At 72.1% G+C, this 26,975-nt stretch carries 23 protein-coding genes; 17 read left to right on the top strand and 6 right to left on the bottom strand.

Annotated elements, in window-relative coordinates; genetic code table 11:
• Nucleotides 1-371 precede the first annotated feature (371 nt).
• Both IT347_08315 and IT347_08310 read left to right on the top strand, forming a co-directional pair.
• Nucleotides 372-1,499 (top strand): efflux RND transporter periplasmic adaptor subunit, encoded by a 1,128-nt coding sequence (locus IT347_08315; protein ID MCC6349580.1) that lies wholly within the window; start codon nt 372-374, stop codon nt 1,497-1,499.
• 1 nt (nt 1,500) lies between these two features.
• Entirely contained in the window at nt 1,501-4,590 is a 3,090-nt protein-coding gene (locus IT347_08310; GenBank protein ID MCC6349579.1) for an efflux RND transporter permease subunit, read from the top strand.
• A gap of 67 nt (nt 4,591-4,657) precedes the next feature.
• Here IT347_08310 and IT347_08305 read toward each other — a convergent pair whose 3' ends face one another.
• Nucleotides 4,658-7,411, bottom strand: coding sequence for a tetratricopeptide repeat protein (locus IT347_08305; GenBank protein MCC6349578.1), 2,754 nt, complete (start codon nt 7,409-7,411; stop codon nt 4,658-4,660).
• Between the two features lie 235 nt (nt 7,412-7,646).
• On the opposite strand from IT347_08305, the gene IT347_08300 reads away from it, so the two are divergent.
• Nucleotides 7,647-8,462 (top strand): hypothetical protein, encoded by an 816-nt coding sequence (locus IT347_08300; GenBank protein MCC6349577.1) that lies wholly within the window; start codon nt 7,647-7,649, stop codon nt 8,460-8,462.
• A 174-nt stretch (nt 8,463-8,636) separates the two neighbouring features.
• Here the strand turns inward: IT347_08300 and IT347_08295 are convergent, their stop codons facing one another.
• On the bottom strand, nt 8,637-8,978 hold the full coding sequence (locus IT347_08295; protein MCC6349576.1) for an STAS domain-containing protein: 342 nt from the start codon (nt 8,976-8,978) through the stop codon (nt 8,637-8,639).
• 209 nt (nt 8,979-9,187) lie between these two features.
• Here IT347_08295 and IT347_08290 point away from each other — a divergent pair, with 209 nt between their 5' ends.
• On the top strand, nt 9,188-11,035 hold the full coding sequence (locus IT347_08290) for an OPT/YSL family transporter (GenBank protein ID MCC6349575.1): 1,848 nt from the start codon (nt 9,188-9,190) through the stop codon (nt 11,033-11,035).
• Nucleotides 11,036-11,098: 63 nt separating this feature from the next.
• Here the strand turns inward: IT347_08290 and IT347_08285 are convergent, their stop codons facing one another.
• On the bottom strand, nt 11,099-11,395 hold the full coding sequence (locus IT347_08285) for a type II toxin-antitoxin system RelE/ParE family toxin (GenBank protein MCC6349574.1): 297 nt from the start codon (nt 11,393-11,395) through the stop codon (nt 11,099-11,101).
• Complete coding sequence (locus tag IT347_08280; GenBank protein MCC6349573.1) at nt 11,358-11,936, bottom strand: DUF4065 domain-containing protein; 579 nt, start codon at nt 11,934-11,936, stop codon at nt 11,358-11,360. The genes IT347_08285 and IT347_08280 overlap by 38 nt, the downstream gene beginning before the upstream one ends.
• 252 nt (nt 11,937-12,188) lie before the next feature.
• Between IT347_08280 and IT347_08275 the strand changes: the two genes are divergently transcribed.
• The 3 genes from IT347_08275 to IT347_08265 are packed head-to-tail and all read left to right on the top strand — an operon-like array spanning nt 12,189 to nt 16,102.
• Complete coding sequence (locus IT347_08275; protein MCC6349572.1) at nt 12,189-13,142, top strand: hypothetical protein; 954 nt, start codon at nt 12,189-12,191, stop codon at nt 13,140-13,142.
• On the top strand, nt 13,139-14,362 hold the full coding sequence (locus tag IT347_08270) for a hypothetical protein (GenBank protein ID MCC6349571.1): 1,224 nt from the start codon (nt 13,139-13,141) through the stop codon (nt 14,360-14,362). The genes IT347_08275 and IT347_08270 overlap by 4 nt, the downstream gene beginning before the upstream one ends.
• A 12-nt stretch (nt 14,363-14,374) precedes the next feature.
• Complete coding sequence (locus IT347_08265) at nt 14,375-16,102, top strand: NERD domain-containing protein/DEAD/DEAH box helicase (protein MCC6349570.1); 1,728 nt, start codon at nt 14,375-14,377, stop codon at nt 16,100-16,102.
• A 31-nt stretch (nt 16,103-16,133) separates the two neighbouring features.
• Here IT347_08265 and IT347_08260 read toward each other — a convergent pair whose 3' ends face one another.
• The gene (locus IT347_08260; GenBank protein MCC6349569.1) at nt 16,134-17,180 is read right to left on the bottom strand and encodes a magnesium transporter CorA family protein; all 1,047 of its coding nucleotides are present in this window, start codon (nt 17,178-17,180) and stop codon (nt 16,134-16,136) included.
• A gap of 198 nt (nt 17,181-17,378) precedes the next feature.
• Between IT347_08260 and IT347_08255 the strand changes: the two genes are divergently transcribed.
• Nucleotides 17,379-18,542, top strand: coding sequence for a DUF2911 domain-containing protein (locus IT347_08255; protein MCC6349568.1), 1,164 nt, complete (start codon nt 17,379-17,381; stop codon nt 18,540-18,542).
• A gap of 27 nt (nt 18,543-18,569) precedes the next feature.
• On the opposite strand, the gene IT347_08250 is transcribed toward IT347_08255, so the two are convergent.
• Nucleotides 18,570-19,955 carry an MATE family efflux transporter gene (locus IT347_08250; protein MCC6349567.1) on the bottom strand — a complete coding sequence of 462 codons (1,386 nt, stop codon included), beginning with the start codon at nt 19,953-19,955 and terminating at the stop codon, nt 18,570-18,572.
• Between the two features lie 136 nt (nt 19,956-20,091).
• Here IT347_08250 and IT347_08245 point away from each other — a divergent pair, with 136 nt between their 5' ends.
• The 9 genes from IT347_08245 (at nt 20,092) to IT347_08205 (ending at nt 26,938) form a co-directional block, all read left to right on the top strand.
• Nucleotides 20,092-20,553 (top strand): DUF3052 family protein, encoded by a 462-nt coding sequence (locus tag IT347_08245; GenBank protein ID MCC6349566.1) that lies wholly within the window; start codon nt 20,092-20,094, stop codon nt 20,551-20,553.
• A 44-nt stretch (nt 20,554-20,597) separates the two neighbouring features.
• Complete coding sequence (locus IT347_08240) at nt 20,598-21,476, top strand: DMT family transporter (protein ID MCC6349565.1); 879 nt, start codon at nt 20,598-20,600, stop codon at nt 21,474-21,476.
• On the top strand, nt 21,473-22,141 hold the full coding sequence (locus IT347_08235; GenBank protein MCC6349564.1) for an O-methyltransferase: 669 nt from the start codon (nt 21,473-21,475) through the stop codon (nt 22,139-22,141). Before IT347_08240 ends, IT347_08235 begins: the two co-directional genes overlap by 4 nt.
• Before the next feature lie 51 nt (nt 22,142-22,192).
• Nucleotides 22,193-22,978, top strand: coding sequence for a VOC family protein (locus IT347_08230; GenBank protein MCC6349563.1), 786 nt, complete (start codon nt 22,193-22,195; stop codon nt 22,976-22,978).
• 101 nt (nt 22,979-23,079) lie between these two features.
• A complete protein-coding gene (locus IT347_08225; GenBank protein MCC6349562.1) occupies nt 23,080-23,703 on the top strand; it encodes a hypothetical protein in 624 nt (207 codons plus the stop codon).
• A 145-nt stretch (nt 23,704-23,848) separates the two neighbouring features.
• The gene (locus IT347_08220; GenBank protein MCC6349561.1) at nt 23,849-24,739 is read left to right on the top strand and encodes a sigma-70 family RNA polymerase sigma factor; all 891 of its coding nucleotides are present in this window, start codon (nt 23,849-23,851) and stop codon (nt 24,737-24,739) included.
• Nucleotides 24,736-25,122, top strand: coding sequence for a twin-arginine translocation signal domain-containing protein (locus IT347_08215; protein MCC6349560.1), 387 nt, complete (start codon nt 24,736-24,738; stop codon nt 25,120-25,122). Before IT347_08220 ends, IT347_08215 begins: the two co-directional genes overlap by 4 nt.
• A gap of 4 nt (nt 25,123-25,126) precedes the next feature.
• On the top strand, nt 25,127-26,533 hold the full coding sequence (locus tag IT347_08210) for an amidase (GenBank protein ID MCC6349559.1): 1,407 nt from the start codon (nt 25,127-25,129) through the stop codon (nt 26,531-26,533).
• A 42-nt stretch (nt 26,534-26,575) separates the two neighbouring features.
• The gene (locus IT347_08205) at nt 26,576-26,938 is read left to right on the top strand and encodes a hypothetical protein (GenBank protein MCC6349558.1); all 363 of its coding nucleotides are present in this window, start codon (nt 26,576-26,578) and stop codon (nt 26,936-26,938) included.
• The last annotated feature ends 37 nt before the right edge of the window (nt 26,939-26,975 follow it).

The raw sequence follows: 26,975 nt of genomic DNA, 5'->3' as shown, positions 1-26,975 counted from the left end.
GCGCACGACCGATGGCGGCGCGCCGGGCGCGAGCCGCCCCTCGCGACCCGCGCACCGGCGCCGGTGCGCGCGCACCGCGCCCGGGACCCCGAACCCCGCGATGAGCGGCCAGGCCCTTGCGGCCCGGCCGGCCGGCCTGCTAAACAGCAGGGCCGGGTGTGCCGCACCCGGTCCCGCGCCCGAACCGCGTCGAATCCGCGGCCCGGCCGGCCGCATCGAACGCGGCCCGGGACCACAGACCCTGGGTCCAGCCCCGCGGGCGCCCGGCGACCCTTCCGGCCGGGGCAACTGCAGCTTCGGAACCTGCGTAGCTGCGACCGCACGTTTCGCCTTACATCCCCGCATGACCCCTGCACCGCACAGGAGCCCTTGTGAACAAGCGCATGGTCCAGATGCTGGCGATCGTCGTTACGTTCGTCGCCATCATCGGTTTCATCAAGTTTCAGCAGATCTCCGCCGCCATCGCGGCCGGTAAGAGCTACTCGCCCCCCCCCGAAGCGGTCACCGCGGTGACCGCGCAGCCGCAGGGATGGAGCGAGGCGCTCGAGGCGGTCGGCAGCGTCGAGCCGGTGCAGGGCGTGACGCTGAGCGCGGATCTGCCGGGCGTGGTGGACCGCATCCAGTTCGAGTCGGGCTCCTCGGTCCGCGAGGGGCAGGCGCTGGTCCAGCTCGACGCCCGGCAGGAGCGGGCCCAGCTCGCCTCGGCCGAGGCGGCGCGCGACCTCGCGAAGTCGAACCTCGACCGTTCGCAGGCGCTGCTCGCGCAGAAACTCGTCGCGCAATCGGATCACGACCAGGTGGCGGCGCTCTTCCGGCAGGCGGAGGCGCAGGTCAACGTGATCCGGGCGACGATCGATCGCAAGGTCATTCGCGCGCCGTTCGCCGGGGTCACGGGCATCCGCCAGGTGAACCTCGGCCAGTTCGTGGGCAGCGGCGATCCGATCGTGCCGCTGCAGTCGCTCGATCCCGTCTACGTGGACTTCACGGTTCCGCAGCAGGACGTGGGCGAACTGCGCCGGGGGCTGGGCGTGACCGTCTCCGCCGACAGCGGTTCGCGCACGCTCGGCAGCGGGCGGATCACCGCGATCAACCCGGTGGCGGACGCGGCGACCCACAACGTCCGCGTGCAGGCGACGTTCGCGAATCCGCACGGCCGCCTGCGGCCCGGCATGTACGTCTCGGTGCGCGTGGACCTCGGTTCGCGCGCGCACGTGATCGCCCTGCCGGCGACCTCCATCAATTACGCGCCGTACGGCAACTCGGTCTTCATCATCGAGGACCTCAAGGGCCCCGACGGCAAGTCCTACCGCGGCGTGCGCCAGCAGTTCGTGCAGCTCGGCAGCACGCGCGGCGACCTGGTCGCGGTGACCTCGGGCGTGAGCGCGGGACAGCAGGTCGTGACCTCGGGCGTGTTCAAGCTGCGCAGCGGCGCGGCCGTCAAGGTGGACAGCACGATCACGCTGCCGGCGAGCGGCTCCCCGCGCCCGCAGGACAGCTGAGATGAAGTTCACCGACCTGTTCATCCGGCGTCCGGTTCTCGCGATCGTCGTCAACCTGCTCATCCTGGTCGCGGGCATCCAGTCCATCCGATCGCTCAGCGTCCGCCAGTTTCCGCGCACCGACATGGCCTCGGTCTCGATCACGACCGTGTACATCGGCGCCAGCGCCGACCTCGTCCGCGGCTTCATCACCTCGCCGCTCGAGCGGGCGGTCGCGAGCGTGGACGGCATCGACTACATGGAATCGTCGAGCGGCTCCAGCGTCAGCACCATCACCGTGCACCTGAAGCTCAACTACGACACCAACGCCGCCCTGACCCAGATCCAGGCGAAGGTCGCGCAGGTGCGCAACGACCTGCCGCCCGAGGCGCAGGCGCCGGTCATCGAGGTCGTGACCGCGGACGCGCAGTTCGCCGCCATGTACCTGGGCTTCGCCTCCAGCGAACTGGACCAGAACCAGATCACGGACTACCTGACGCGCGTCGTGCAACCGCGGCTGAGCGCCATCAACGGCGTCCAGCGCGCCGACATCCTCGGCGGCGGCACGTTCGCCATGCGCATCTGGCTGCGCGCCGACCGCATGGCCGCGCAGGGGCTCTCGCCCTCCGAGGTCTGGGGCGCGCTCGCGCGCAACAACTATCTGTCCGCGCTCGGCCGCACGAAAGGCACGATGACGTCGGTGAATCTGGTCGCGAACACCGACCTGCGGACGGTGGACGACTTCAAGCGTCTCGTGGTCCACGAGTCGGGCGGCGACGTCGTCCGGCTCGGCGACGTCGCCGACGTCGTTTTGGGCGCCGAGGACTACGACACGGACGTGCGTTTCAACGGGCAGAAGGCCACGTTCATGGGCATCTACGTGCTCCCGACCGCGAACTCTCTCGAGGTGATCCGCGAGGTTCGCAAGGCCGTGGAGGAGATCAAGACCCAGCTTCCGGTGGGCATGACCGCCAACATCCCGTATGACTCGACGGCGTACATCGAGGACTCGATCCGCGAGGTGCTTAAGACGCTGACCGAGACGCTGCTCATCGTCATGCTCGTGATCTTCCTGTTCCTGGGTTCGATCCGCGGCCTGATCATTCCCGTCATCGCCATCCCGGTCTCGCTGATCGGCGCGGTGTTCCTCATGGCCGTCGCGGGCTTCACGATCAACCTGCTGACGCTGCTCGCCATCGTGCTCTCGGTCGGACTCGTGGTGGACGACGCCATCGTCATGGTCGAGAACATCGAGCGCCACGTGCACGAGGGCCAGCCGCCGCTGCACGCCGCGATCCTCGCCGCGCGCGAGCTGGTCGGGCCGATCATCGCCATGTCGGTCACCCTCGCGGCCGTCTACACGCCGCTCGCGATCCAGGGCGGACTGACCGGCTCGCTGTTCCGCGAGTTCGCGCTGACACTCGCGGGGGCCGTTCTCATCTCCGGCTCCGTCGCCCTGACGCTTTCGCCGATGATGGGTTCGCGCCTGCTGCGCTCCGGCGACAGCGAGCGGGGATTCGCGGGCTGGATCAACCACCGCTTCGAGCAGCTGCGGCGGCGCTACATGGGTTCGCTCGGCGCGGCGCTCAAGCACCGCAGCGTGCTGCTCGTGTTGTGGCTGATTGTCGTGCTGCTGGCGGTGCCGTTCTACATGTTCTCGCAGCGCGAGCTGGCCCCGCCCGAGGACCAGAGCATCGTGTTCGGCATCGTTCAGGGCGCCCCCAACGCGACGCTCGACCAGACGCGGCTCTTCACGACGCGCATGTACGACGTCTACCGCTCCATTCCCGAGGCGCAGAACATCTTCCAGATCACCATGCCCGGCGGCGGCTTCGGCGGCATGACGACGAAGCCGTGGAGCGAGCGCAAGCGCGGCATCGAGCCGATCCGCATGCAGGCGGCCGCGGGCATGTCGCATATTCCGGGCATCCGCGCCATTCCGATCACGCCTTCGTCGCTGCCGGGCGGCGGTTCCTTCCCCGTGGATCTCGTCATCGCCTCGACGGCGGAGCCGGAGCAGCTCGCGGCCATCGCCGGGGAGCTCGTGGGCAAGGCCTACGCGAGCGGCAAGTTCATGTACGTGGACACGGACCTCAAGTTCGACCAGCCGCAGGCGGAGGTCGTCTTCGACCGCGACAAGGTTCGAGCGCTCGGCGTGGACCTGAGCCAGGCGGGGCAGGACCTGTCCGTCATGCTGGGCGGCAACTTCGTCAACCGGTTCAGCGTCCAGGGACGCAGCTACAAGGTGATCCCCCAGATCAAGCGGGCCGAGCGCCTGACGCCGAAGCAGCTCGAGTCCATCTACGTGAGCGGACCGGACGGCAAGCTGGTGCCGCTGTCCACGTTCGCGCACATCGAGACCAGCACGCAGCCGCGTGACCTGAAGCGCTTCCAGCAGCTCAACGCGGTCCGGCTTCAGGGCGCGATTCCGCCGGGGGTTTCGCTCGAGGACGCGCTCAGCTACCTCGAGACGGAGGCGCACAAGATCCTGCCGCGCGGCTTCACGCTCGACTACGCGGGCGAGTCCCGGCAGCTGCGCACCGAGGGCAGCAAGTTCCTCGGCATCTTCCTGCTCTCGGCGCTGCTCATCGGCCTCGTGCTCGCCGCCCAGTTCGAAAGCTTCCGCGATCCGTTCGTGATCCTGACCGGCTCGGCGCCGCTCGCGCTCTCGGGCGCGCTGCTGTTCACGTTCCTCGGCTTCACCTCGATCAACATCTACAGCCAGGTCGGTCTGATCACGCTCGTCGGGCTGGTGGCCAAGAACGGCATCCTGATCGTCGAGTTCGCGAACCACCTGCAGCAGACCGGGCTCGACAAGATGCACGCGGTGATCCAGGCGGCGGGCACGCGCCTGCGGCCGATCCTCATGACGACCGCGGCGACCGTGTTCGGGCACCTGCCGCTCATCTTCGCGCACGGCCCGGGCGCGGGGGCGCGCAACAGCATCGGCATCACGCTGGTCACCGGCATGATCATCGGCACCGCGTTCACGCTGTTCCTGGTGCCGGCCATCTACACGCTGGTCGCCAAGGTGCACCAGGCGGACGACTTCAGCGAGCCGGTCGCGGCCACGCGGCACGCCGGGCTCGAGTCCGAGGGCACGCCCGCCTGACGGTCCGCTCCCCGGGATCCGGCCGCGAGGGCGCGGCCGGATCCCGCGAGGGGCCCGGCGGCGCCGCTCAGCGGCGGAAGTCCTCGAGAATCGCCCGCTCCGCCGCGGGCAGCGCGTGCACCTGCTCCCAGGTCGCGAGCTTCGGGCGGTAGACGTACTCGGGGCCTGCGGCCGAAGCGATGCGGCTTTCCACCGGCGCCCACGCCTCGCGCGCCGCACCCGCGCGACCCAGCCGGCGTTCCACCGCGCCGTTCACGATGGCGGCGAGGTCGCACCACGGTCCCCAGGCGAGCGCCTGATGCGCGCGCGCGCCGGCCTTCGCGAGGTCGCCGGTGGCCAGGTCGCACCAGGCGCGCAGCGCCTCGGCCGTCGGGTTTTCCGCGTCGAGGAGCGCGGCCTCCGCGAGCTGGGCGCGCGCCGGCTCGACGCGCCCGGCGCGCAGCAGGTCGCGCGCGTAGTCGCAGCGCAGCTCCACGACCCCGGTGCGCATCCGCACGGCCCGCTCGTACTGGGCGACCGCCTCGTCCGTGCGACCGGCCAGCGCCAGCGCCTCGGCGCGGCCCTGCTGGCCCTCCGGGTTGTCGGACTGGTAGGCGAGAACCGAGTCGTAGGCGGCGAGCGCCGCCGGCGCGTCACCCGCCGTCCACGCCAGAGCGCCCAGCGACGCGTCCACCAGGTAGCGGTCCTCGGCGCGCACCAGCGGCCGGGCGGCGGCGAGCCCGGCCCGCGCGGCGGCCAGCCCGCGGCCCGCCTGCCAGTGCGCGAACGCCAGCGTCGTGCGCGCCGGGCCGCTGGCCGGATGCGCCGCCACCGCGCGGGTCGCCGCCGACTCCGCCGCCGCCGCGCGGTTGCCCAGCGACAGCGCGCGCGAGAGCGACAGCAGCGCGGTCTCGTTCGCCGGCTCGATCGCCAGGGCCTTGCGGTAGAAGGGCGCCGCCTCGGCGACCTTGCCGCGCTCGACGCGGTCGTCGCCGCCCGCGGTGTAGGCGATCGGGTAGGAGGCGCTCACGTCGGTGCGCGCCAGGAAACGTTCCACCAGTTTCCGCAGGTTGGGATCCAGGCGTTCGAGCCGCTCGCGCACCACCTCGCGCGGGTCGTACTCGTCGCGCATCGGCGAGTAGAGGGCGTTGGCGCCCTCGGCGAAATACTCGAAGACGCTGCCGCCCGCGTAGCGCGACAGGTAGCCGTCCTTCGTGGCGTCGTCGCGCAGCTTGGCGCGCCGGTAGAGCTCCTGGATCTCGCGCGCGTCGTCGGCCGGCAGCATGGCGTGCACCTGGTGCGTCAGCTCGTGGAGCACCGTGTTGTAGCGGTCGAAGATCGTGCGCTCGACGTCCTCGATGCCGGTCACCGTGTGGTAGCCGCCGCAGCCGCGCACGTCGTCCCACAGCCGCGAGTCGTAGTTGATGCGCTGGTCACGCAGCGTCCCGAGGTTCGGGCACTCCGAGAGCAGCAGGTAGACGGGCTTGATGTAGTAGGTCGAGCCGCCGGCGATGAGCACCGGCAGGAACGCCTTCCACGGCGCCACCGAGAGCGCGACGCGCTTCTGGTGGCGGGGCGAAAGGGAGCGCCAGTTGACCACGAACTTCTCGATGCCCGGCACCTCCGGCGTCGGCGCGGCGGCGAAGCGCGCCTCGTAGCCGGCGCGGTGCACGTCCACCACGAAGCGCTGCCCCTCGAGCGACTTGGCGAGCACGGCGTGCGCCCGGCCGTACTCGGGGCAGGAGCGCAGCGCGGCGAAGCAGCCGTCGCGCGATTCGGCGAACCGTCCGTCCTCGAAGTCGAGCGAAGCGAGCCGCACGCGGGCGTCCGCCCAATCCGCGTGCGCGCGGACGATCGCGGCGTACGCCCCGCGCGCCGCGTCCCTCCGGCCGCCGGCGAGCAGCGCGTCGGCCCGCGCGAGCGCGGCGCGACCGGCGGCGCCGGCGAACACCCGCGGGTAGGCGGCCGCGAGCTGCGTGTAGTTCTTGCGCGCGTAGCCGTTGCCGAGCAGGTAGTGCGCGGCGTCGTTGTAGGGCGCGAGCGCCACCGCCCACTCGGCGGCCGAGATCGCCTCGTCGGTGCGGCCGAGGCGGATGAGCGTCTCGGTCAGCGGCATGAGCACGTCGGGGCCGCCGAAGGCCTCGAGCGCCTCGCGCAACGTGACGAGCGAGCCGTCCCAGTCGCGGCGCTTCTGCTGCACGAGCCCGAGGCCGGCGAGCGCGGCGGCGCGCTGGGCCGAAGCGGTCGAGCCCCAGGCCGGCTCGTCCGCCGGGCGGGGCACCGCCGCGATCACGCGCGTGAAGCACGATTCGGCGCGCGCGTACGCGAGGCGGTCGTAGGCGAGCCGGCCCGCGGCCAGCAGCTCCGGCACCGCTCGCGCGTCGTCACGGCCCGCGACCGCGTCGCGAGTCAGCTCGTCGATCGCCGCCGCGTCATCGGTGGCGAAACGCCACGAGAAGAGCGCGCCGCGCTCGTCCTCGCGGTCCATGGGACCGTCCATGATGCGCAGGCGGACGGGCTCGAGCGCCGCGAAGTCCTGGCGCGCGAGCGCCACCCGGGCGCGCATCACGTCCGCCTCGCGCGGTTCGCCCGTCAGCTTCGCGAGCCGCCGCGCGGCCTCGTCCGGCTGACCGGTCGCGAGCAGCAGCCGCAGGACGCCTGGCGCCGCCGGTTCGGGCGCGCGCCGGATGGCCTCGAGCCGCGCGCGGTACTGCCGCGCGACCGGCGCGAAGAGACCGGTGTCGGGAAGCGCCACGGCCCCGGCCGCGGGCAGCGGCGCGCTCAACGACAGGACCACGGCGGCGAACAGGGACGGCCGAAGACCGCGAACGATCGGGGACATGCGCACTCCGCGAAGGGTGGGAAGGGCGCCGACGCGCGGCGCGGACTCGCCGCAGTCTATTCGCGACCCGGGCCGCGGCGCGAGGGGCCCGCCCCGGAGCCGGGACGAAGGTTTCGCGGCCACGGCCGAAGATTCCTCCACCCGTCCGCGGCCCGAGGACGTAGCATCCCGGGGCGGCCGGCCGCTCCACGCACGCCGCCGCGCCGGGCCCCGCGTTTTCGTCCGGGATCGCGTCGTGAACCTTCACCGCATTTCCGGGCAGGTTCTGGAGGGTGTCAACCGCATGGCGCCAGGGAGGCGGCACCCGCTCGCGTTACTGCCCGCGCTCGCGCTGGCCGCCTGCGCCGGCGCGCTCATGCCCGGCGGCGCGGCGCGCGCCGAGTGGCTGCCGCTCGACGTCGGCAACCGCTGGCAGTACATGAACGAGGCCGACGAGCCGCACTTCGAGGAGATCACCGAGCCGGTGCGCGTGCGGGGGCGCCGCATGTACATCAAGACGTACTCGGGCGGCGCCGACGACGGGCTCATCAACTTCTGGATGCTCGACACCGACGGCAGCGTGCTGCTCGGTGGCTACTACCGGGCGAGCATACCCTTCGGCCTTGTCTACGAGCCGCCGGTCCGGATCTTTCCCGGCTCGCCCGTGCTGGGCCTCGAGTGGAACCAGCACACGCGCGCCATCGCCATTCCGGACAACGTGACCTTCGGCGAGTTCGACAGCTGGTGGAAGGTCCAGGGGCACGCGACGCTGGTGAACCCGGCGGGATCGTTCGACTGCTTCGGGGTGGCGCAGGTTCCGCCTCCGGCGCGGCCGGCGGGGCCGGCGCTGCCATTCGCGCCGCGCGGAGAGGCGCTCGCGCTCGACGGCCGGCTCGCGGGGCCGGCGGCCGGGCCCTCGGCCACGGGCCCCGAGAGCGCCTTCGAGTGGTACGCGGACGACGTGGGACTCGTGCAGTACGACGCCGGGACGCTTTACCAGCTCGTCTCCTACCTGCTGCCCACTCCGGCGGCCGCCTCGAGCTGGGGCCGCGTCAAGAGCCTCTATCGCTAGACGACACTCGGCGATTCGGCATCCGTGGCTCGACGGCGGTGCGTCCGGCGAGGGCGAAGCCATGGATGGCGGGAGCCCGAGTGGATGCAGCGCGGCGAGGCAGGAAGCCGAGCAAGCGGGCCGCCGTCGAGCCACGGATGCCGAGTCGTTCGAACCGACCCGGGGCCCGGGCGCTCAGGCCGTCTGCTGGAGCGCGGCGAGCGCCGCCTCGAGCGTCTCGTGCAGCTCGAAGACCAGCGTGAGCTGGGTGATCAGGAACATGCGCGCGAGGCGGGTGTTCAGGCCGCAGAGCACCATGTGGCAGTCGCGGTTCCGGTAGCTCTGGCGGCAGCCCATCAGCGCCCCGACCGCCAGCGAGTTCATCATCGCGATCCCGCCCAGATCGATCACCAGCCTGCGGTTTCCGTTCGCGAGCAGCTCCCGCACCTGGTCCTCGAGCCTGTCGGTCTCCTCGCCGCCCACCAGCCAGCCCGTGGGTGAGACCACGGTGATGTCGCCCACCTGCCGAATCGTCACGCACCGACCTCCTGTCGCGCGGTGTCACCGCGCCGCCGCCGAAACGAAACCCGCCGGATGAGATACTCGCGGCCACCGAAAAAGTTGGCGGCCCGAGGCATTTTCCTGCGAGCGCGGCTCCCGGTTGCCCGGGCGCGGTGTGGGGGAAAAGGCTAGACTGCCGGCCCGCTCGACCGACTTCCGCCGTCCGGCCCATCCATGAGGACCGCATGATTGACCCTCGAGAAGCCGCTCCCGAGGCTCCCGAACGCTACTGGCGTGAGCACGTGCGGCGCACCGGAGTGCCGCAGCTGACGGTGCGCGCCGTCCTCGTCGGCATGGTCATCGGCGCCGTGATGTGCCTGTCGAATCTTTACGTCTTCTTCAAGACCGGCTGGTCCATGGGCGTGACCATCACGGCGGCGATCCTGTCGTTCGCCCTGTTCCAGCTGCTGCGCGTCGCGCGCCTCGGCGGCCGGCCGCTCGGGACGCTCGAGAACAACGCGCTGATCACCGTCTCCTCGGGCGCCGGCTACATGACCGGCGGCGGCAACATGGCGGCGTTCGGGGCGCTGCTCATGGTCACGACGCTGCGCCCCGACCCGACGGCGATGCTGTTCTGGTTCGGCGCCATCGCCGCGCTCGGCGTGTTCACCGCCATCCCGATCAAGCGCCAGCTCGTGAACCAGGAAGGCCTGGCGTTCCCGACCGGCAAGGCCACCGCCGAGACGCTGCACGCGATCCACGGCGCCGCCGACGGCAGCGGCGGGGGCGAGGGCGTGCGGCAGGCGCGCGCGCTCGGCATCGGCGCGCTCGTCGCGGCCGCGCTCGCCTGGTTCCGCGACGCGAAGGCGGCGTGGATGCCGTTCAACGTCCCGGGGGTGCTGCCGCTCGGATTCTCGATCGGCGGACGGCCTGCGGCCGACTGGACGCTGGCGCTCAAGAGCGAACTCGTGCTTCTCGGCGCCGGGGCGCTCATGAGCTTCCGCACCGGCTGGTCGCTTCTGCTCGGCGGCGTGCTGACCTACGGCTTCCTCGCGCCCGCGCTGTTCGCCAAAGGCGCCATCACGGCCGTCAGCTACAAGGCCATCGTCGGCTGGACCGTGTGGCCGGGCGCCGCGATCCTCGTCGCCTCCGGGCTCACGTCGTTCGCGCTCGACTGGAGGAGCGTCGCGCGCTCGTTCACCGGCATCGCCGCCATCTTCTCGAAGAAGCGCGACGGTCACGTCGCCGATCCGATGGACGAGATCGAGTGCCCGGGCTGGTGGTTCCCCGCCGGGTTCGTCGTGCTCGGGCCGGTCGTGATCGTGCTGATGACGGTGCTCTTCCAGATTCCCTGGTGGGCGGGCCTGATCGCCGTGCCGCTCGCGGTCGTGATGGGCTTCGTCGCCTCGCGCGTGACCGGCGAAACCGACGTGACGCCCACCAAGGCGCTCGGACCCGTCACGCAGCTCCTCTACGGCGTGATCACGCCCGGCAACCTGTCGGGCAACATCATGAGCGCGAACGTGACCGGCGGCATCGGCCTGCACGCGGCCGACCTGCTCACCACGCTCAAGACCGGCTGGCTGCTCGGCGCCAGCCCGCGGGTGCAGTTCCACGCGCAGCTCTTCGGCGTGCTGGCCGGCGCCGCGGTGGTCGTGCCCGCGTTCAACATCCTGATCCCCGACCCCGGCGTGCTCGGCAGCGACGCCTGGCCCGCGCCCTCGTGCCTCGTATGGGCGGGCGTCTCGAAGGCGTTCGCCGGCGGCATCGGCGGGCTCGACGCGCTCGCGCGCGCCGGCATCGTCGCCGGCCTGGCGCTCGGCGTGGCGCTGGCGCTGCTCGAGCGCATGGCGCCGAAGGCCGTGCGCGGCTGGGTGCCCTCGCCGAGCGGCCTCGGCATCGCGATGGTCATCCCGGGCAGCAACGCGGTCGCGATGTTCCTCGGCGCGCTGGGCGCGCGGCTGATCGGCCGATTCAATCCGGGGCTCGCGCGCAAGTACGTGGTCCCGGTCAGCTCGGGGCTCATCGCCGGCGAGAGCCTGATGGGCGTGGTGATCGCGATGCTGCTGATCCGCGGCGTGCTCGGGCACTGAGGGCCGAGCCGCTCGCGGGGGGCGCCTGGCGTCGCGCTTTCGGCGCGGCGCCGGTCGAGGCGGTCAGAGCGACGTTCGAAAGAGGTGTGTCACCCGGATCAGCGCCTCGTTCTCGGCCATGACGAAGGTGCATCCCCAGTGGTAGTGGACACCACCGGCCACGAAGCTGAAGTGGTACGAGGGGCGGCCGAGGTACTCGCGTTGCGCGAGCCGGGGACTGGCGGCGAGACGCTCGAGCGCAGCCTCGACGGCGTCAGTGGCGTCCCGGCGGCGCGCCGTCGGAAGCGAATCAACCAGCCGTTGGAAGTCCTCGAGCGCGACGTCAGTGAGCTCGACCTCGTAGCTCATTCGCAGCTTCACGCAGGGGGCGGGTCCTTCCGGCCCCGGCCGACGCCTCGCCAGCCAGCATCCGCTCGAGATCGAACCCCAACCGCACGCTCTCGGGGCGGGTTGACTCGCTCATCGGAATGAGCCTGCCGGGCTTCGCCTTCAGCATCGGTTCCGTCCGGTACACGACCTCCTCGCACAGCTGCCGGGCACCCATGGACAGGTACGTCTGCGCGACGTACTCGAGCACCTTCGTTTCCGCGAGCGTGAAATCGTACTCGACGGCCCGCGGCGTCGGCGAGAGCTGGTGTTCGACATAGGGCCCGATGGCGATCTCGCTTTCGACGGCCAGGTCGTGCCCCACCAGTTCCTCTTTCGCGGTGAAGAACGCCGCCGCGTCGAACGGGCCGTGGCGGTCGAAGACGTACCGGAACCCCGAGATCGGCCGGCCGAGAAGCTGCCGCGCGACCAGGTCCGCGAGGTAGGCGTACTTCGCGAGCTTGGTCCGGCCGACGCCGGGATCGGCGTCGAGCAGGTAGCGCAGCACCTGCGCGTTTCGGCTGAGCCGCTGCATTCCCTTCTCCAGTCCTCATTCCGCGACCACGTCCGCACCGACTCCGGCGGGACGAGTCGCGACGCTAGCACGCGAGTCGCCCGCAAGTGTCATGCCCCGGGCCCACGCGGTGAGTGCCCGGCCGGCGCGAGGGGTCGGTGCCTGCGGCCAGAGGCTGTCGGCTACGCCGGTGCCGTCCCCGGTCACGTCGTACCCGGCCGGACGTTGCCGCCTCGTGCAATCTCCGGCCTCGCGCAGTAACTTGCAGACTCCATGTCCTTCCTGGCCGCCCTCGAACCCCGGCCGCTGGCCGGCGAGTACCCGAATGGACTGACCCCGGCCGCGCTTCATCTGGGCCAGGGGGGCAACGCCCTGGAAGTCGCCGTCCTCTCGACCACGGGTGCGCCCTCCCAGGCAGCGCTCAGGACCGCGCTTCTCACTCGCAGGGGCCGTCGCGCGACGCCCGTTCTGATCGTCGTCCTTCACGGGGCGGACCGCGCGGCGATCTGCGGCGTCGAGGGCGACGATCCTTCGATCGAGGCCAGCCTCGACCGTGGCCAGGTCGAGCGCCTCTGTCTCAAGCTGCTCGGTGCGCCCGACCGTCACGCGGCGGCGCGTGCGCTGCGCGATGCCTTCCCGCAGCTGACCTCGGCGATTCCGGGCCTTGCGAACCACGGCCTGTTCGCGATGCACGAACTCGAGGCCGGCGTGCCGCGGCGCGCCGACTGGTCGGGCGCCGGTCGCGGCGCCGCCGAGCTGCTCGGCAAGCGCGGTCGCGAGCTGGTGCAGGCCCTGGGCTTCACCGTGCGCGACCTGTCCGGGGCCGACCCGGGCAGCGTGCTGGTGTCGCAGTCCACCAAGATCGCGATGGCCGTGTTCCTGGAGCGTCCGGACGAGATCGACCCGCCGCTCGCGCGCTTCAACGACAACGCGCCGATCTCGTGGGCGCTCTCCCGTGCCGACGAGGAGAACCTCGACTACGTCGTGATCTCGGCCGGTCCGGTCCTGCGCGTCTATCCGGACGATCCCGGCGGAGAGGAGACGACAACGGCGCTCGCCGCGAGGGTTCGCGAGCTGGGCCTTCAGCCCTGGAAACCGCCCGAGCCGCTTCCGCCGATTGACGAGGACGAGATCACGCTGGTCGTGTGGATGGCGGTGGAGGCGGAAGCCGTCGCCGGCGGCGCGGCCCGTGCGGAAGCGCCCGGGCCGGCAGGAGGCCGCGCGTGATCCGCGAGATTCGAACCTCCGAGCAGCTGCTCGAGCTCATTCGATCGGGCGTCGGCTACCTCTACAACGACTCTGGTGGCCGCGACCCGAAGATGTGTCCGATCCACTCGATGGGCTGCCGCTGGATCCCGACCATGGTGCGCCAGCCGTCCGGCCGGCTCGGGGTCCCGAAGCTCTGGTCGGACGATCTGGACGCGCTCGTCGCCGAAGTGCGGCGGCGGGGCATGGTGTACGCGTTCTGCGGCAGCGAGCCCGGGCTGGCGGGCGGAGGACGCCCGGATCCCCCACGCGCTCCAAACCCAGCGCCACCCGCCCCGCGCGGCGAGGCGAGTCCGATGGACAGGCCGTGGAAGCGCGAGCAGGTCCGTGGCCCCGAGTTCCGCGTACAGGTCGAGCCTGGCGTCGTCACCGTGGAGAGCGCCTACCGGCTGCAGTTCGACGACAAGCCGGCCACGAAGGCGTTGAAGGACGAAATCGGCGCCGCGGTCACCACGCTCGTGGCGGGACCGGGACAGATGCTGGAGGCCGTCTACACCTCGGCGTCGCGTGACGTCGTGGATGCCGAGAACGTGCTGCTCTACAACGTCGGCACGGGGCGATTCGCGGCGGCCAGCCACGAGGCCCTGCGCTTCGAGCGTGTGTACGCGGAGCCGCCTGGCGGGCCGCACGTGCTGCATCACCATCGCTATGCCGTGGTCGCCGCGGATTCGGCTTCCCGGTACTGGCGGAGGGGCGAACTCGTGGTCGAAGGAAACAACCTCCACCTCGACCGGCTCGACGCCTTCAGCAAACCAGACTCGGTTTGGTGGGCGACCCGGCAGGCTGCACCAGACGGCGCTCGCCCGCACACGGACTTGTACGCCCTGGATCTCGTCCTCGAAGTCGGGCCCGCGGACGGCGTCCGCCCCGCGGACGTCGTGAAACCGCTCGTGGATGGCGTGGTTGCCGGGCTCCATGCACACGACGGTCGCGACGCCGAGGTGGTCACGACCCGACTCGCGGGGAGGCTCGGGCAGCCCGTCGAAACGGTCGCGGCCCTTCTGGCGGACCATCGCCGCGCCTGGCTCGGAGTTCGCAGGTTGCTGTGGCCGAGGGCGGAGGGCATCCAGTGGAATCCGGGAGACGACGCCTGTGTGAGCGCCTCGCTGCGGGTGCGCCGGCAGGACGGTCCCGGGTGGCTCCTCGGGTACAGACTCCACGCCGTCGAGCCCATCGGCTGATCGGAGGCATCCGTGGCAAGGATGATTCCCGCGGAAAGCGTCGTCGGCCAGGACGGTCGCTCGGCCTCCGGGGCGGAGGTGAGGGTCCACTCGGCGTTGCGCCAGACCCTCGACGATCGCTTCACGGTGTTCGGATCGGTCGCATGGCAGTCGGTGAGCGCGACCGGCAAGCCCATCCAGGGCGAGGCGGATTTCGTGGTCTGCGACCCCCGACGGGGGTTTCTCGTCCTCGAGGTCAAGGGGGGGCGCATTGACCACGAACCCCGCACGAAGACCTGGTCGAGCACCGACCGGCGCGGGGCCCGCCACGTTATCAAGAACCCTTTCGAGCAATCGAAGCGGAGCACGCGCCAGATCAAGGACCTGCTGACGAAACGCCTCAGCCTTCCAGACCTGCCCATCACGGCCGGCTGGGGGGTGGTCTTCCCCGACGCCGAAGGGGACCCGGCGTCGGTGGGTGTCGAGGCGCTGCCGGATCTGGTGGCGCTTCGCGACGACCTTCCGCAACTCGGGGCGCGGGTCGAGTCCATGTTCGTGCGCTGGACAGGGTCGCGGTCACTCGAGCCGGTTCCGAGCACGTGGCCGAGTGAACTGGAAGCCCTCATCGCACCGTCGTGCACGCTGCCGGTCCGGTTGGGCGGCCGCCTGCGAGAGGCGTCCGCGGAGAGCAACCGGCTGACGGAGGAACAGTTCGCCGTTCTCGACGGGCTCGCGCGCAATCATCGCGTGCTCGTGACCGGCGCCGCGGGCACCGGCAAGACGATGCTGGCCGTGGAAAAGGCGCGGAGGCTGTGCCGGGCGGGGCTGCGAACGCTTCTGACCTGCTTCAACCGGCCGCTTGCGGATTTGCTGGGGCGAGATACGGCCGACCTGCCCGAACTGGTGGTCCACAACTTCCATCAACTGTGCTACCGCCGTGCGCTCCGGGACGGATTCACGGGTCCGGATCCGGACTCGGACGAGGTCCGGGATCCCGCTCGCGAGAGGCTGCTGGGGAGTGAGTACTTCGACCGGATGCTGCCGGAGGCGTTCCGGAGGTCGCTCGCGGGGCAGGATGGCCGTTTCGACGCGATCGTCGTGGACGAGGGGCAGGACTTCTCCGCCGACATGCAGCGCGCGCTGATCCATGCGCTTCGGGAGCAGGAAGCGGGGTACCTGTTCGTGTTCCAGGACGAAGGTCAGAGCATCTTCGGTGGGCGCGAGGGCTGGGACCACACCGGCATGATGGAGTTTCACCTCTCCAGAAATCTTCGGAACTCCCGAGAGATTCACTCGGTGTTGAAGCGCCTGAACCCGTCCGACGATTCGAACTCGGCCGGCCCGGGCGGTCCACCTCCGGAGTTCATCGAGGTCGGGGACTCACGAGCCGCCGTCTCGGCCATCGAGGACCGGGTCCGGACCCTGACCGCGAACGAAGGCGTCGCGCTGCGCCAGCTCGCGGTGCTCACCGCGGGACGGCACCAGCTCGCGGAGCTCGCGCCGGAAGGCCGGCTCGGGGGATTCGCCACGACGCAGGATCCTTTCGGCCCTCCGGGCACGCTCTACCTCGATCGCGTCAGCCGGTTCAAGGGGCTCGAACGGGACGTCGTCATCCTCACCGGGCTCTCGCATCCGCCGGCCCACAATCGCACAGACCCGCTGCTCTACGTCGCAGGCAGCCGGGCGCGCGCTCATCTGATCGTCATCGATGCGCCCGCCGTGCTGGCTCGCTTCAGGCCGTCCGGAACGAGCACGACCTGAGTGGAGCCAGGCGCGTGACCCGCTCCCGCGCCTACAGCAGCCCCCGCCGCCTGAGCACCCAGACGAGCGCCCCGCCGAGGCCGAGCTGGATCGCGAACATCACCCAGAAGCCGTGCGGCCAGCCGGACAGGGGGATGTGCGCGAAGTTCATGCCCCACATTCCGCTCACCACCACGAACGGCACGCTCAGCGTGGCCACGAGCGTCAGGCCCTTGGTGACGACGTTGAGCCGGTTCGAGATCTGCGTCAGGTAGGCCTCCATCGTCGAGCTGACCAGGTCGCGGTAGGTGTCGAGCGACTCGTTGAGCCGGATCACGTGGTCGTAGATGTCGCGGAAGTAGACCTGCACGTCGGGCGCGACCAGCGCGCACGGGCGGTTGGTGAGGAAGTTGAACACCTCGCGCTGCGGCGCGAGGTGGCGCTTGAGCTGCAGCACCAGGCGCTTGACGCTGAAGATGTCGTTGCGCGCGGCGTCGTCGAAGCGCACGAACACGCGCTCCTCGATCGAATCAATGAACTCGTCGAGCTGGTCCACGATCGGGAAGTAGGCGTCCACGGTCGCGTCGAGCACGGCGTGCAGCGTGCGAGCGGGTCCGCGTGCGAGCAGGTCCGGCGAGCGCTGGACGCGCTCCCAGACGGCTTCGACGCCGGGGGCGTGCCGGCCGTGAATGGTGATCAGGTAGTTCGGCCCGAGCACGCAGGCGAGGTTGAAGGTCTCGATGTCGTGCGGATCCTCCGTCTCGCCCACGTAGCGCACCGCCCGCACGACCGCGAACAGATAGCCCGGGAACTCCTCGATCTTGACGCGGCCGTTGGGGCTCTGCGCGTCCTCGATGAGCAGCGGGTGGAGATGGAAGACGTCGGCGAGCAGCGCGAGCTGGCCGGGGCTGCCGTTGTCGAGGTCCAGCCACAGGAAGCCGCCGGGCTCCTGCAGGCGCGCCGGCAGGTCGCGCGCCTCGAGGTCGCGCAGGACGGCGCCGGCCGCGGTTCGCAGCCAGCTGCGCGGGTTCGCCTGGCCCGCGACCTGCGGGGGCCGGGTCTTGCGGATGCGAAACGTGCCGCCTTTGCCGCGGGACATGCGCTGCCTCCTCGCGGGCGCCTTCGCCCGAGCCGCGCAAGCTAGTACGCGCGCGAACCGCCGGGCAAGGGCGGCCGCGCCGGACGCCCGACGCCCGGCGCTCGTCGGTGGGGACTTGCCGCCGGCGGCGCGCGGCCGCGACGGTGCGCGTCGCCCGAAGCGATCGCCGACCCGGCCCACCGAAGAGGAGCGTCTCCCATGCCGCCCGCCGCCCGCAGCGCCCCGCTCGCCGCTCTTGCCGCCCTTGCCGCCTGCGTCGCGCTCCTCGCGCCGGCGCCCGCCCCGGCCATTGACATCACGCTGCCGCCCAGCGGCGACAACCAGTTCTGCTCGGTCACGCAGGGCATCGGGCTCGTGCGCGCGACGGTCGAGTACCACAGCCCCGACGTGCACGCGCCCGACGGTCACGACCGCAAAGGGCACATCTGGGGCGAACTGGTGCCCTACGGCCTGACCGACCTCGGCTACAACGGCTGCACGCAGTGCCCGTGGCGGGGCGGCGCAAACGAGAACACCGTCTTCCGGATCACCCACGACGTGAAGATCGAGGGCCAGCCGCTGCCGGCCGGCGAGTACGGCCTGCACTTCATTCCCGGCAAGGACGAGTGGGTCGTCATCTTCTCGAAGGACGCGAAGGCGTGGGGCAGCTACTGGTACGACCCGGCGAAGGACCAGCTCCGCGTCACGGTGAAGCCGGAGGCCGGCGACTACCACGAGTGGCTGACCTACGGGTTCACGGACCGCGAGCCGGACGGCGCGACGCTATTGCTCGAGTGGGAGGCCCTGCGCGTGCCGATCCGGATTTCGGTGGACGACTGGACGGGGCTTTACGTCGCGAACCTGCGTGACGAGTTCCGCACCCGCGCGGCCTTCGAGTGGAAGGCGTTCAAGGACGCGGCCGACTTCTGCCTCGCGCGCAAGGCCCACCTCGACCAGGGGCTCCTGTGGGCGCAGGAGGCGGTGAGCCGTCCGGGCAACGGGGTGGCGAACTTCCAGACGCTCACGACACTCGCGCAACTGCAGATCGCCAACGGCAGGGCGGCCGAGGGGGCGGCGACCTTCGATCGGGCCATGGCGCTGCCGGGCGTGACGCCGCAGGACGTTCACGGGCTCGCGCGCGGCCTGCAGGGCATGGGCAACGAGGCCGAGGCGAAGCGCCTCTACCTCGCCAACGCGAAGCGCTTTCCGAACCAGTGGCCGGTCAACTTCGGGCTGGCCCGGGCCGCCGCGATCGACGGCGACTTCGCGAAGGCGGCCGCGCTGGCGCGCAGGTCGCTGCCACAGGCGCCCGACGAGCCCAACCGCCGCAACATCGAGAGCATCGCGGCCGGCTGGGAGAAGCAGGCGGCGGCGAAGAAGTAGGGGTCGCCGCCGCGGCGGTCCGGGCGTTCAGGCCGGGCCGCCCGTACCGGGCTCGGCCACCGTCTCGAGCTGGATACGCCGCAGTTCGCCGCCCAGCTTGACGCGCACTCGCAAGATCAGGAACAGCGCGACGGCGAACAGCCCGGCGACGAAGCCGAGCCACAGCCCGACCACGCCCATCTTCGCCGTGAAGCCGAGCGCGAGGCTGACCGGGATGCCGACGAGCCAGAAGCCGAGCAGGTTCGCGACCAGCGCCGCGTGCGTGTCGCCGGCGCCGCGCAGGACGCCGGCGGACACGACCTGCACGCCATCGAACACCTGGAAGAGTCCCGCGACCGGAATGAGCGCGACGGCGATCGCGACCACCTCGGGCACGGACGTGTAGATGCGCGCGAACGGCCCGGGCGCGAATCGGAAAACCACCGCGCACAGCGCCATGAACGACACGCCCAGGATGAGCGCGCTCGCGGCGACGCGGCGCGCGTGCGGAGCGTCGTTGTCGCCGATCGCGTGCCCGACCAGCACGGCGGCCGCGCTGCCGATGCCGGCGGGCACCATGAACGCGAGCGAGGCGAGGTTGATCGCGATCTGATGTCCGCTGAGCGCCTCGGCCCCGAACCAGCCGGCGAAGATCGAGATGGCGGCGAAGCTGCCGAACTCGACCGACACCTGGCCGCCGATCGGCAGCCCGAGCCGCAGCGTGCGCAGGAACGGCCCCGCCGCCAGCGCCTCGCGTCGCAGCGGGCGCAGCACCGGACGCAGCTCGCGCCGGGCCAGCGCCAGCAGCAGCGCCAGGCTCACCCAGCGCCCGATCGTGCTCGACAGCGCCGAACCCGGCGCGCCCATCGCCGGCGAGCCCAGATTGCCGTACACGAACACCAGGTTGAGTGCCGCGTTCACCAGGTTGCCGACCACGATGGTGATCACGATCGCGCGCGTGTGCTTCATCGCCTGCAGGCTCTGGCGCAGCGCCACGTACGGCATGAGCGCGATCATGCTCGGGGCCGACAGCCACACGTAGGCCGTGGCGCGCGGCACGATCTCGGGCGGCTGGCGGAGCAACCGGAAGATCGGCTCGGCCGGCAGGCACAGCAGCGTCATGAGCACGCTGAGCACGGCCGCCAGCGCGAGGCCGCGCTGCACGCCGAGCGCGGCGGCCTCGTGGTCGCGGGCGCCCATGGCCTGCGAGACGATCGGGTCCAGGCCCCAGAGCGTGCCCATGCCGAAGACCGCCAGCCCCATGACGTACAGGTTGCCCATGGCGGCCGCCGCCAGCTCGCGCGCCGAGACGTGGCCGACCATGATCGTGTCCACGACACCCATCAGCATGAGTCCGACCTGCACCGTGACGATCGGGACCGCGAGGCGGACGAGCGCGCGCATGTCGTGGCGGGTGGGAATGAAGGAGCGCATGGGCGGGGAGCAATACCCCGGATCGGGGCCGCGGACCAGCGCAGGCCGCCCGCCGCGTGTTTCGCGCTCCCCGGACGCGGGCCCAGCAGGTAGTCTCGGCGCCTCACCACGCCCCGCGAAAGGACTGCCCCGACCGATGCCCGGCTACTCCGGAACGCCGCTCGTCCAGAAGCTCGGCCTGAAAGCCCCGCTCCGGCTGCTCGTGCTGGGGGCGCCGCGCGGGTACGCGACCTGGCTCGGCGAGCTGCCCGCGGGCGTCACCCTGACCGCCCGTGCGGGCGGCTCCGTCGCCGCGGCGCACGTGTTCGTGACGAAGCGCGCGGCGCTCGCGAAGCGTCTCGCGACCCTGCGCCGGTCGCTCGCCCCGGCGGGATACGTGTGGGTGTCGTGGCCGAAGAAGGCTTCGAAGGTGCCGTCCGAGGTCACCGAGGACGTGATCCGCGCCGTCGCGCTGCCGCTGGGGTTCGTGGACGTCAAGGTCTGCGCGGTGAGCGAGGTGTGGTCGGGGCTCAGGCTGGTGATCCGCGTTTCCGAGCGCGGGTCGTCCGCACGATCCGCCGCGACTGGCGCCCGGCGGCGGCGCGGGGGGGGCCGCTGAACGCGCCACGCCCCGGGGGACCGGAACTCCCGGCGACACCCGGGATGACGCGAACGCTCGCGCTGACGGCGCTCGCGATGGCGGCCTTCGCGGGCAACTCGCTCCTCTGCCGGCAGGCGCTCGCGCACACCTCGATCGATCCGGCCACGTTCACGAGCGTGCGCGTCGTTTCGGGCGCGCTCGTGCTGGCGTTGCTCGCCCGCGCGCGCGGCGGTTCGCCGGCCGCCGCCGGCGGCTGGGGTTCGGCGTTCGCGCTGTTCGCGTACGCCGCAGCCTTCTCGTTCGCATACGTGAGCCTGCCCGCCTCGACGGGCGCGCTGCTGCTGTTCGGCGCCGTGCAGCTCACGATGATCGTGCTGGGTCTTCGCGCCGGGGAACGCCTGCGAGCGCCGCAATGGGCGGGCCTCGCCGCCGCGCTCGCGGGGCTCGTCCTGCTGTTCGCGCCGGGGCTCTCGGCGCCCGCTCCGGGCGGCGCGGCGCTCATGATCGTCGCGGGCGCGGCGTGGGGCGTCTACTCGCTGCGCGGCCGCGCCGCCGGCGCGCCGCTCGTGGTCACGGCGGGAAACTTCCTGCGCGCCGTGCCGTTCGCGCTCGCGACGAGCCTGGTGTTCGCGGGTCGGCGGACGATGGACCCGGCCGGTGTGGCGCTCGCGGCGGTCTCGGGCGCGCTCACCTCGGGAATCGGCTACGCGATATGGTACTCGGCGCTCGCCGGCCTGCGGGCGGCGAGCGCGGCGACGGTGCAGCTCTCGGTGCCGGTGCTCGCCAGCCTCGGCGGCGTCCTGCTGCTCGGCGAGCGCGTGACGCCACGCCTCGCGGTCGCGTCGCTCGCCATCCTCGGCGGGATCGCCCTGGGCATCCTCGAAGGCCGCCGCGCGGCGGGCCCGCCCCCGGTCGTTTCCATCCGAAGGGAGAACGCATGAGCCAGGAACAGTGGACGGCGGTGGACCGCTACCTCGAGGACGCGCTGAAGCTTTCCGACCCCGTGCTGGAGAAGGCCGTCGCGTCGGCGAAGGCGGCGGGGCTGCCCGAGATCGCGGTCTCGCCCGCGCAGGGCAAGCTCCTCGGGTTGCTCGCGCGGGCCCGCGGCGCGAAACGCATTCTCGAGATCGGCACGCTCGGCGGCTACAGCGCGATCTGGCTCGCGCGCGCGCTGCCGCCCGGCGGCCGGCTGGTCACGCTCGAGCGCGAGTCGAGACACGCCGAGGTCGCGCGGGCGAACTTCGCGCTCGCCGGGCTCGCGGGCGCGATCGAGCTGCGCCTCGGTCCCGCGCTCGAGACGCTGCCGGCGCTGGTCGCAGAGGGCGCGGAACCCTTCGACCTGGTGTTCGTGGACGCCGACAAGCCGAGCCTGCCGCAATACTTCGAGTGGTCGCTCAGGCTCGCGTCGCCCGGCGCCGTGCTCGTGTTCGACAACGTCGTCCGCGAAGGCGGCGTGCTCGACACCTCGGGCGCGGACGCGACGGTCGTCGGGGTGCGGCGACTGCACGAAAAGCTCGCGGCCGAGCCGCGCGTGAGCGCGACCGCGATCCAGACCGTCGGTGTCAAGGGCTGGGACGGCTTCACGCTCGCCTGTGTCGGGTCCTGAGCGATCGGGACGCCCGCGCCGCCGGTCGCGGCACGAGCGGAGGGAGGGCGCATGACGGCCGAGCTCGATCACGTCGTGGTGGTCGTGTCCGCGCTCGCCGAAGCGATGTCGCGCTTTCGCGGCGCCGGCTTCACCGTCGTTCCCGGCGGAAGGCACGAGGGGCTGCCGACCGAGAACGCGCTCGTGGTCTTCGCCGACGGCAGCTACCTCGAGCTGCTCGCCACGCTCGATCCGGACTCGCGCCGCTCCCTGCGCGAGCTGCGCGGCCCCGCGGGCGGCGAACGCTGGGAGCGGCATCTGCACGGGTCCTCGGCGCTCGCGCGCCGCTTCCTGCCGTCGCTCGCCGGACCCGACGGCGTGAGCGACTGGGCGCTGCGCGTCGAGCGGCTCGATCGCCTGGCGGCCGAGTCGCGACGCCGCGGCGACGTGATGACCGGGCCGGTCGCGCTCGGCCGCGAGCGGCCCGACGGCGCGCGGCTCGACATGCGCCTGCTGTTTCCCGCCGAGCGCTGGATGCCGTTCCTGATCGAGGACCGCTCGCCGCGTGCGCTCCGCATTCCCGACGATGCCGCCTCGCGCACGCACGCCAACGGCGCGCGCGGCATCGGACGCGTCAGCGCGCTCGCCGGTGACGTCGCCGGCGCGGCGCTCGCGTGCGTGGACCGGATGGACGCGCGGGTCGCATCGCGCGAGGACGGCGCGGCCGAAGTGGCGTTCGGAGCCGTGCGGCTCGAGCTGCTGCCGGGCGGGCCGCCGGGAGCCTGCGGCGCGGCGCTCGCCGGCGTTCGCGCGCTGCCGCCGGAGCTGACGGCGCTCGGGCTCACGCCCGGGGGCTGAAACCCGGCCGCGCGCCGCGCCCCCGCGTGACGCGCGCTGCCCGCCGGGCTATGGTCCGGCTCCGTCCCTCCTGACATCGCTGGATCCTCCGGGGCCCGACCATGAACGTTCGCGCCGTCGTCACCGTCGTCATCGTCATCGCCGCGTTCTTCGCCGGCGCCTACTGGCAAAGGACCATCGCCCCGCCGATGCAGCAGGCGGCGGAACCGTCGCAGCAGGCTCCCGAAGCCATGCCGCAGGAGCCGTCGGCGCCGCAGATCGAGTCGGGCGAGGCGGCGAGCGTGGGCATCGCCTGGGACGTGCCCGCACGCTGGACCCCCGGCGCCGAGTCCGCGATGCGGCTCGCGACCTACGAGGCGCCGGCGCAGGGCGGCGGGGATCCGGGCGAATGCGCCGTCTTCTACTTCGGGCCGGGCCAGGGCGGCGATCCCGAGGCGAACATTGACCGCTGGGTCGGCCAGTTCGAAAGCCACGGCAAGATCTCGCGGGCGATCCGGACCTACGGCGGCCTGAAGGTGAAGCTCGTCGAGGTCGAGGGCGAATATCTCGCGCCGTCGGGCCCGAGGATGGAGTCCACGGGCAGGCTGCCGGGCTGGATGCTGAAGGGCGCGATCGTCGAGGGCCCGAACGGGAACGTGTTCTTCAAGTTCACGGGCCCGCGCAAGGTCCTCGAGGCGTCCGCGAAGGAGTTCGACGGGATGCTCGCGTCGCTGCACCGCTCCTGAGGGCGGCGGCCGCGAGCGCGTGTGCTAACGTGCCGTCCGCTTTCGCCTGACGCGCGCTCGCGCGAGGTTCGGCGCGCCGGCGCCAAGGGCGAAACCGGTCCGTGTCGCGACCGCGGACCGACGGGCAGGCGGGAGGCAACCGGGCATGGCCAGTGGATTCACCGGGGCGCTCGAGCCCGCGCCCGGGCGGGGCGGGAAGCGGATTTCCGGGAGCCGCAAGGCCGCCCGCACCGCCGAGGCGAAGCTCGTCGCAGCCGCCCGCAAGGGCGACCGCAGGGCCCTGAACGAGCTGTTCAAGGCCGCGGCGGCCCCGGCGCTGCGCTTCAGCCGCGTGTTCTGCCGCGACCCGCACGAAGCCGAGGACCTCGCGCAGGACGTCATGGCGACCCTGCTGCGCACGCTGCCCCGATTTCGCGGCGACGCCTCGCTCTCGACCTGGACGTACACCGTCGCACGCCGCGCCTGCGGCCGGCGCAGGCAGCGGCTCGCGCGCGAGCGGCCGCTTGCCGAAGTCTCGCAGGCGCTGGAGGCCGCGCCGCCCGAGGCAGGGCCGCTCCGCTCGCTCGAGCGGCGCCAGCTCGGCGAGGCGCTGGAGCGCGCGATCGCCGCGCTGCCGGCGGCGCAGCGCGACGTGGTCGTGCTGCGCGACGTCGAGGGACTGACCGCGGCCGAGGTCGGGCGCATTCTCGGCATCGGCGAGCGCGCCGTGAAGAGCCGCCTGCACCGGGCGCGCCTCGCGCTGCGCGAGCGGCTCGCGCCGTTCGCGGCCGGCGGCGATGCGCCGCCGCGGAACGAACACTGCCCCGACACCGCGCGGATGCTGAGCCGCTACGTCGAAGGCGAACTGTCGTCCGCGGTCTGCGCGCGCATGGAACGGCACGTCGCCTCTTGCCCGGCGTGCGCGGCAGCGTGCGCGTCGCTGCGCGCGGTGCTCGGCGCGTGTCGCGATTACGGCCGGAAGTCCGTGCCACCCGAGATTCGCCTCGCGGTGCGAACCGCGGTCAAGGACCTGCTCCAGGAGGCTCGACGAAAATGAACGAAGCCGATCCGCGTGCCGTTTCCAGCCGGCGCGATTTCCTGCGGCTCGCCGCCGCCGGGATCGCCTCGGCGCTGCCGGCCGCCGCGCTCGCGCAGGTCCCGGCGCCCGCTCCGGCCGTGCCGCCGCCGCCGGCCGGCGCTCCCGAGCCCCCGTCCGAGGCGGCGAAGGCGCTCGCCTCGATCCTCCAGCAGCGGCTCGGCAGGGATCGCCTCACGGCGGAACAGTGGGAGAGCGTGACCCGCGATCTGGGCGGCGACCTCGCGATCGGCAGGCGGCTCGCCGCGACGAAGCTGGCCAACGGGGACGAACCCGACTTCACGTTCCGGGCGCTGCCGGAGCCGTCGTCGCACGTGGCGCCGCCGGGCGCGCGAAAGGGCTGACGCCATGACCGCCGCCGACCTGATGTTCACGCCCATCCGCACGCTCGGCGACCGGCTGCGCGCCCGCGAGGTCACCTCGGTCGCGCTCACCGAGGCGAGCCTTTCGCGCCTCGAATCGCTGGGCCCGAAGTACAACGCCGTCGTCACGCTCATGAAGGACAGCGCGCTCGCCGAGGCGCGGCGCGCGGACGAGGAGCTGCGCGCGGGCCGGTCGCGCGGGCCGCTGCACGGGATTCCCTACGGCGTGAAGGACCTGCTCGCGACGAAGGGGGTTCCGACGACGTGGGGCGCGGAGCCCTACCGCAACCAGGTGTTCGACCACGACGCGACGGTCGTCACCAAACTGCGCGCGGCGGGCGCGGTGCTGGTCGCCAAGCTGGCGATGGTCGAGCTGGCCGGCGGCATGGGCTACGACCACGCCGACGCTTCGTTCACCGGCCCCGGCCTGACGCCGTGGAACACGGCGTTCTGGAGCGGCGGCTCCTCCAGCGGTCCCGGCGCGGCGGTCGCGGCGGGCCTGGTGCCGTTCGCGATCGGCTCGGAGACCTCGGGCTCGATCCTGACGCCCTCGGCGTTCTGCGGCGTGACCGGACTGCGACCGACCTACGGACTCGTCAGCCGCCACGGCGCGATGGCGCTGTGCTGGACGCTCGACAAGCTCGGCCCGATGGCGCGCGGGGCCGACGACGCGGCGCTGGTCCTGGCCGCGATGTCCGGGCCCGACCCGCTCGATGACAGCTGCACGGGCCGGTCGTTCGCCTGGGGCGGGCCGGCGAGGCACGCGATCCGGTGGAAGGTCGCGGTGCCCGCGGGCTGCACCGAGAAGGTCCAGCCGGCGGTGCGCGAGAACTTCGAGCGTTCGCTGGCCGCGCTGTCCGACTCGTTCATCGTCACGCGCGACGTCGAGTGGCCCGACCTGCCGTGGGGCCCGGCGGTCGGCACGATCGTCGGCTGCGAGGGCGCCTCGGCGTTCCGCGAACTGCTCGAGTCGGGCGGGGTCGCGAAGCTCCGGTGCCCCGCCGACCGGACGGGCGGCTACGCCGGCCTGCTCACGCCGGCGCTCGACTACCTGCACGCGATGCGACTGCGCCGGCCGATGCGCGCGGCGATGGAGCGGCTGTTCGCGACCTACGACGTCGTCGCCACGCCGTGCCGCGCGACCGTCGCCTATCCCGCGGACCGCGGCTTCAGCGAGGCGTACCCCGGGGTGAGCGGCGGCCCGCCGGTCATTCCGGCCGGCAACCTGACGGGCCTGCCCGCGCTCGCGCTGCCGAACGGCTTCGGCGAGAATGGCCTGCCCACGTCGGTCGCGTTCATGGGCCCGGCGTTCTCGGAACGGCGACTCGCGGAGATCGGCGGCCTTTACCAGCAGCGCAGCGACTGGCACCTGAAGCGACCCGCGGGCGTCTGACGCCCGCGCGCACGGACGAACCCCTTCTTAAGGAGAGAGCTCATGAAGCTGGGCCGAATCGCGGTGGTGACGGCAGTGGCGGTGTTCGTCCTGGCGGGCTGCGGCACGGACGTCGCCAAACAGCTCGCGTCGAACGAGCAGTTCCGCACGCAGGTGATGGACGCGATCGTCGCCAACAAGGCGCTGACCGGGCAGGTCCTCGACAAGCTCGTGGCGGTGGACTCCACGCGCTTCGCGGTGGTGGACACGCTGCTCAGGAACGACGAGGTCGCCAAGCAGGTGATCGTGCGCATCGGCAGCAGCAAGCCCGCGCTCGAGATGGTGCTGGGCGTCGCGGTTCAGGACAGCAGCACGCGCGACTACGTGCTGGCGATGCTCAAGGGCATGGAGATGGCGCGGAAGTAGCCCGCGGCGCCCGCGGAGGGAAAAAACGACAGGCCCG

The sequence above is a fragment of the Candidatus Eisenbacteria bacterium genome (assembly GCA_020847735.1).
Lineage (GTDB): Bacteria > Eisenbacteria > RBG-16-71-46 > RBG-16-71-46 > RBG-16-71-46 > CAIXRL01.
Note: the sequence above shows the minus strand (reverse complement) of the source record. Positions and strands in the feature narration are given on the sequence as shown.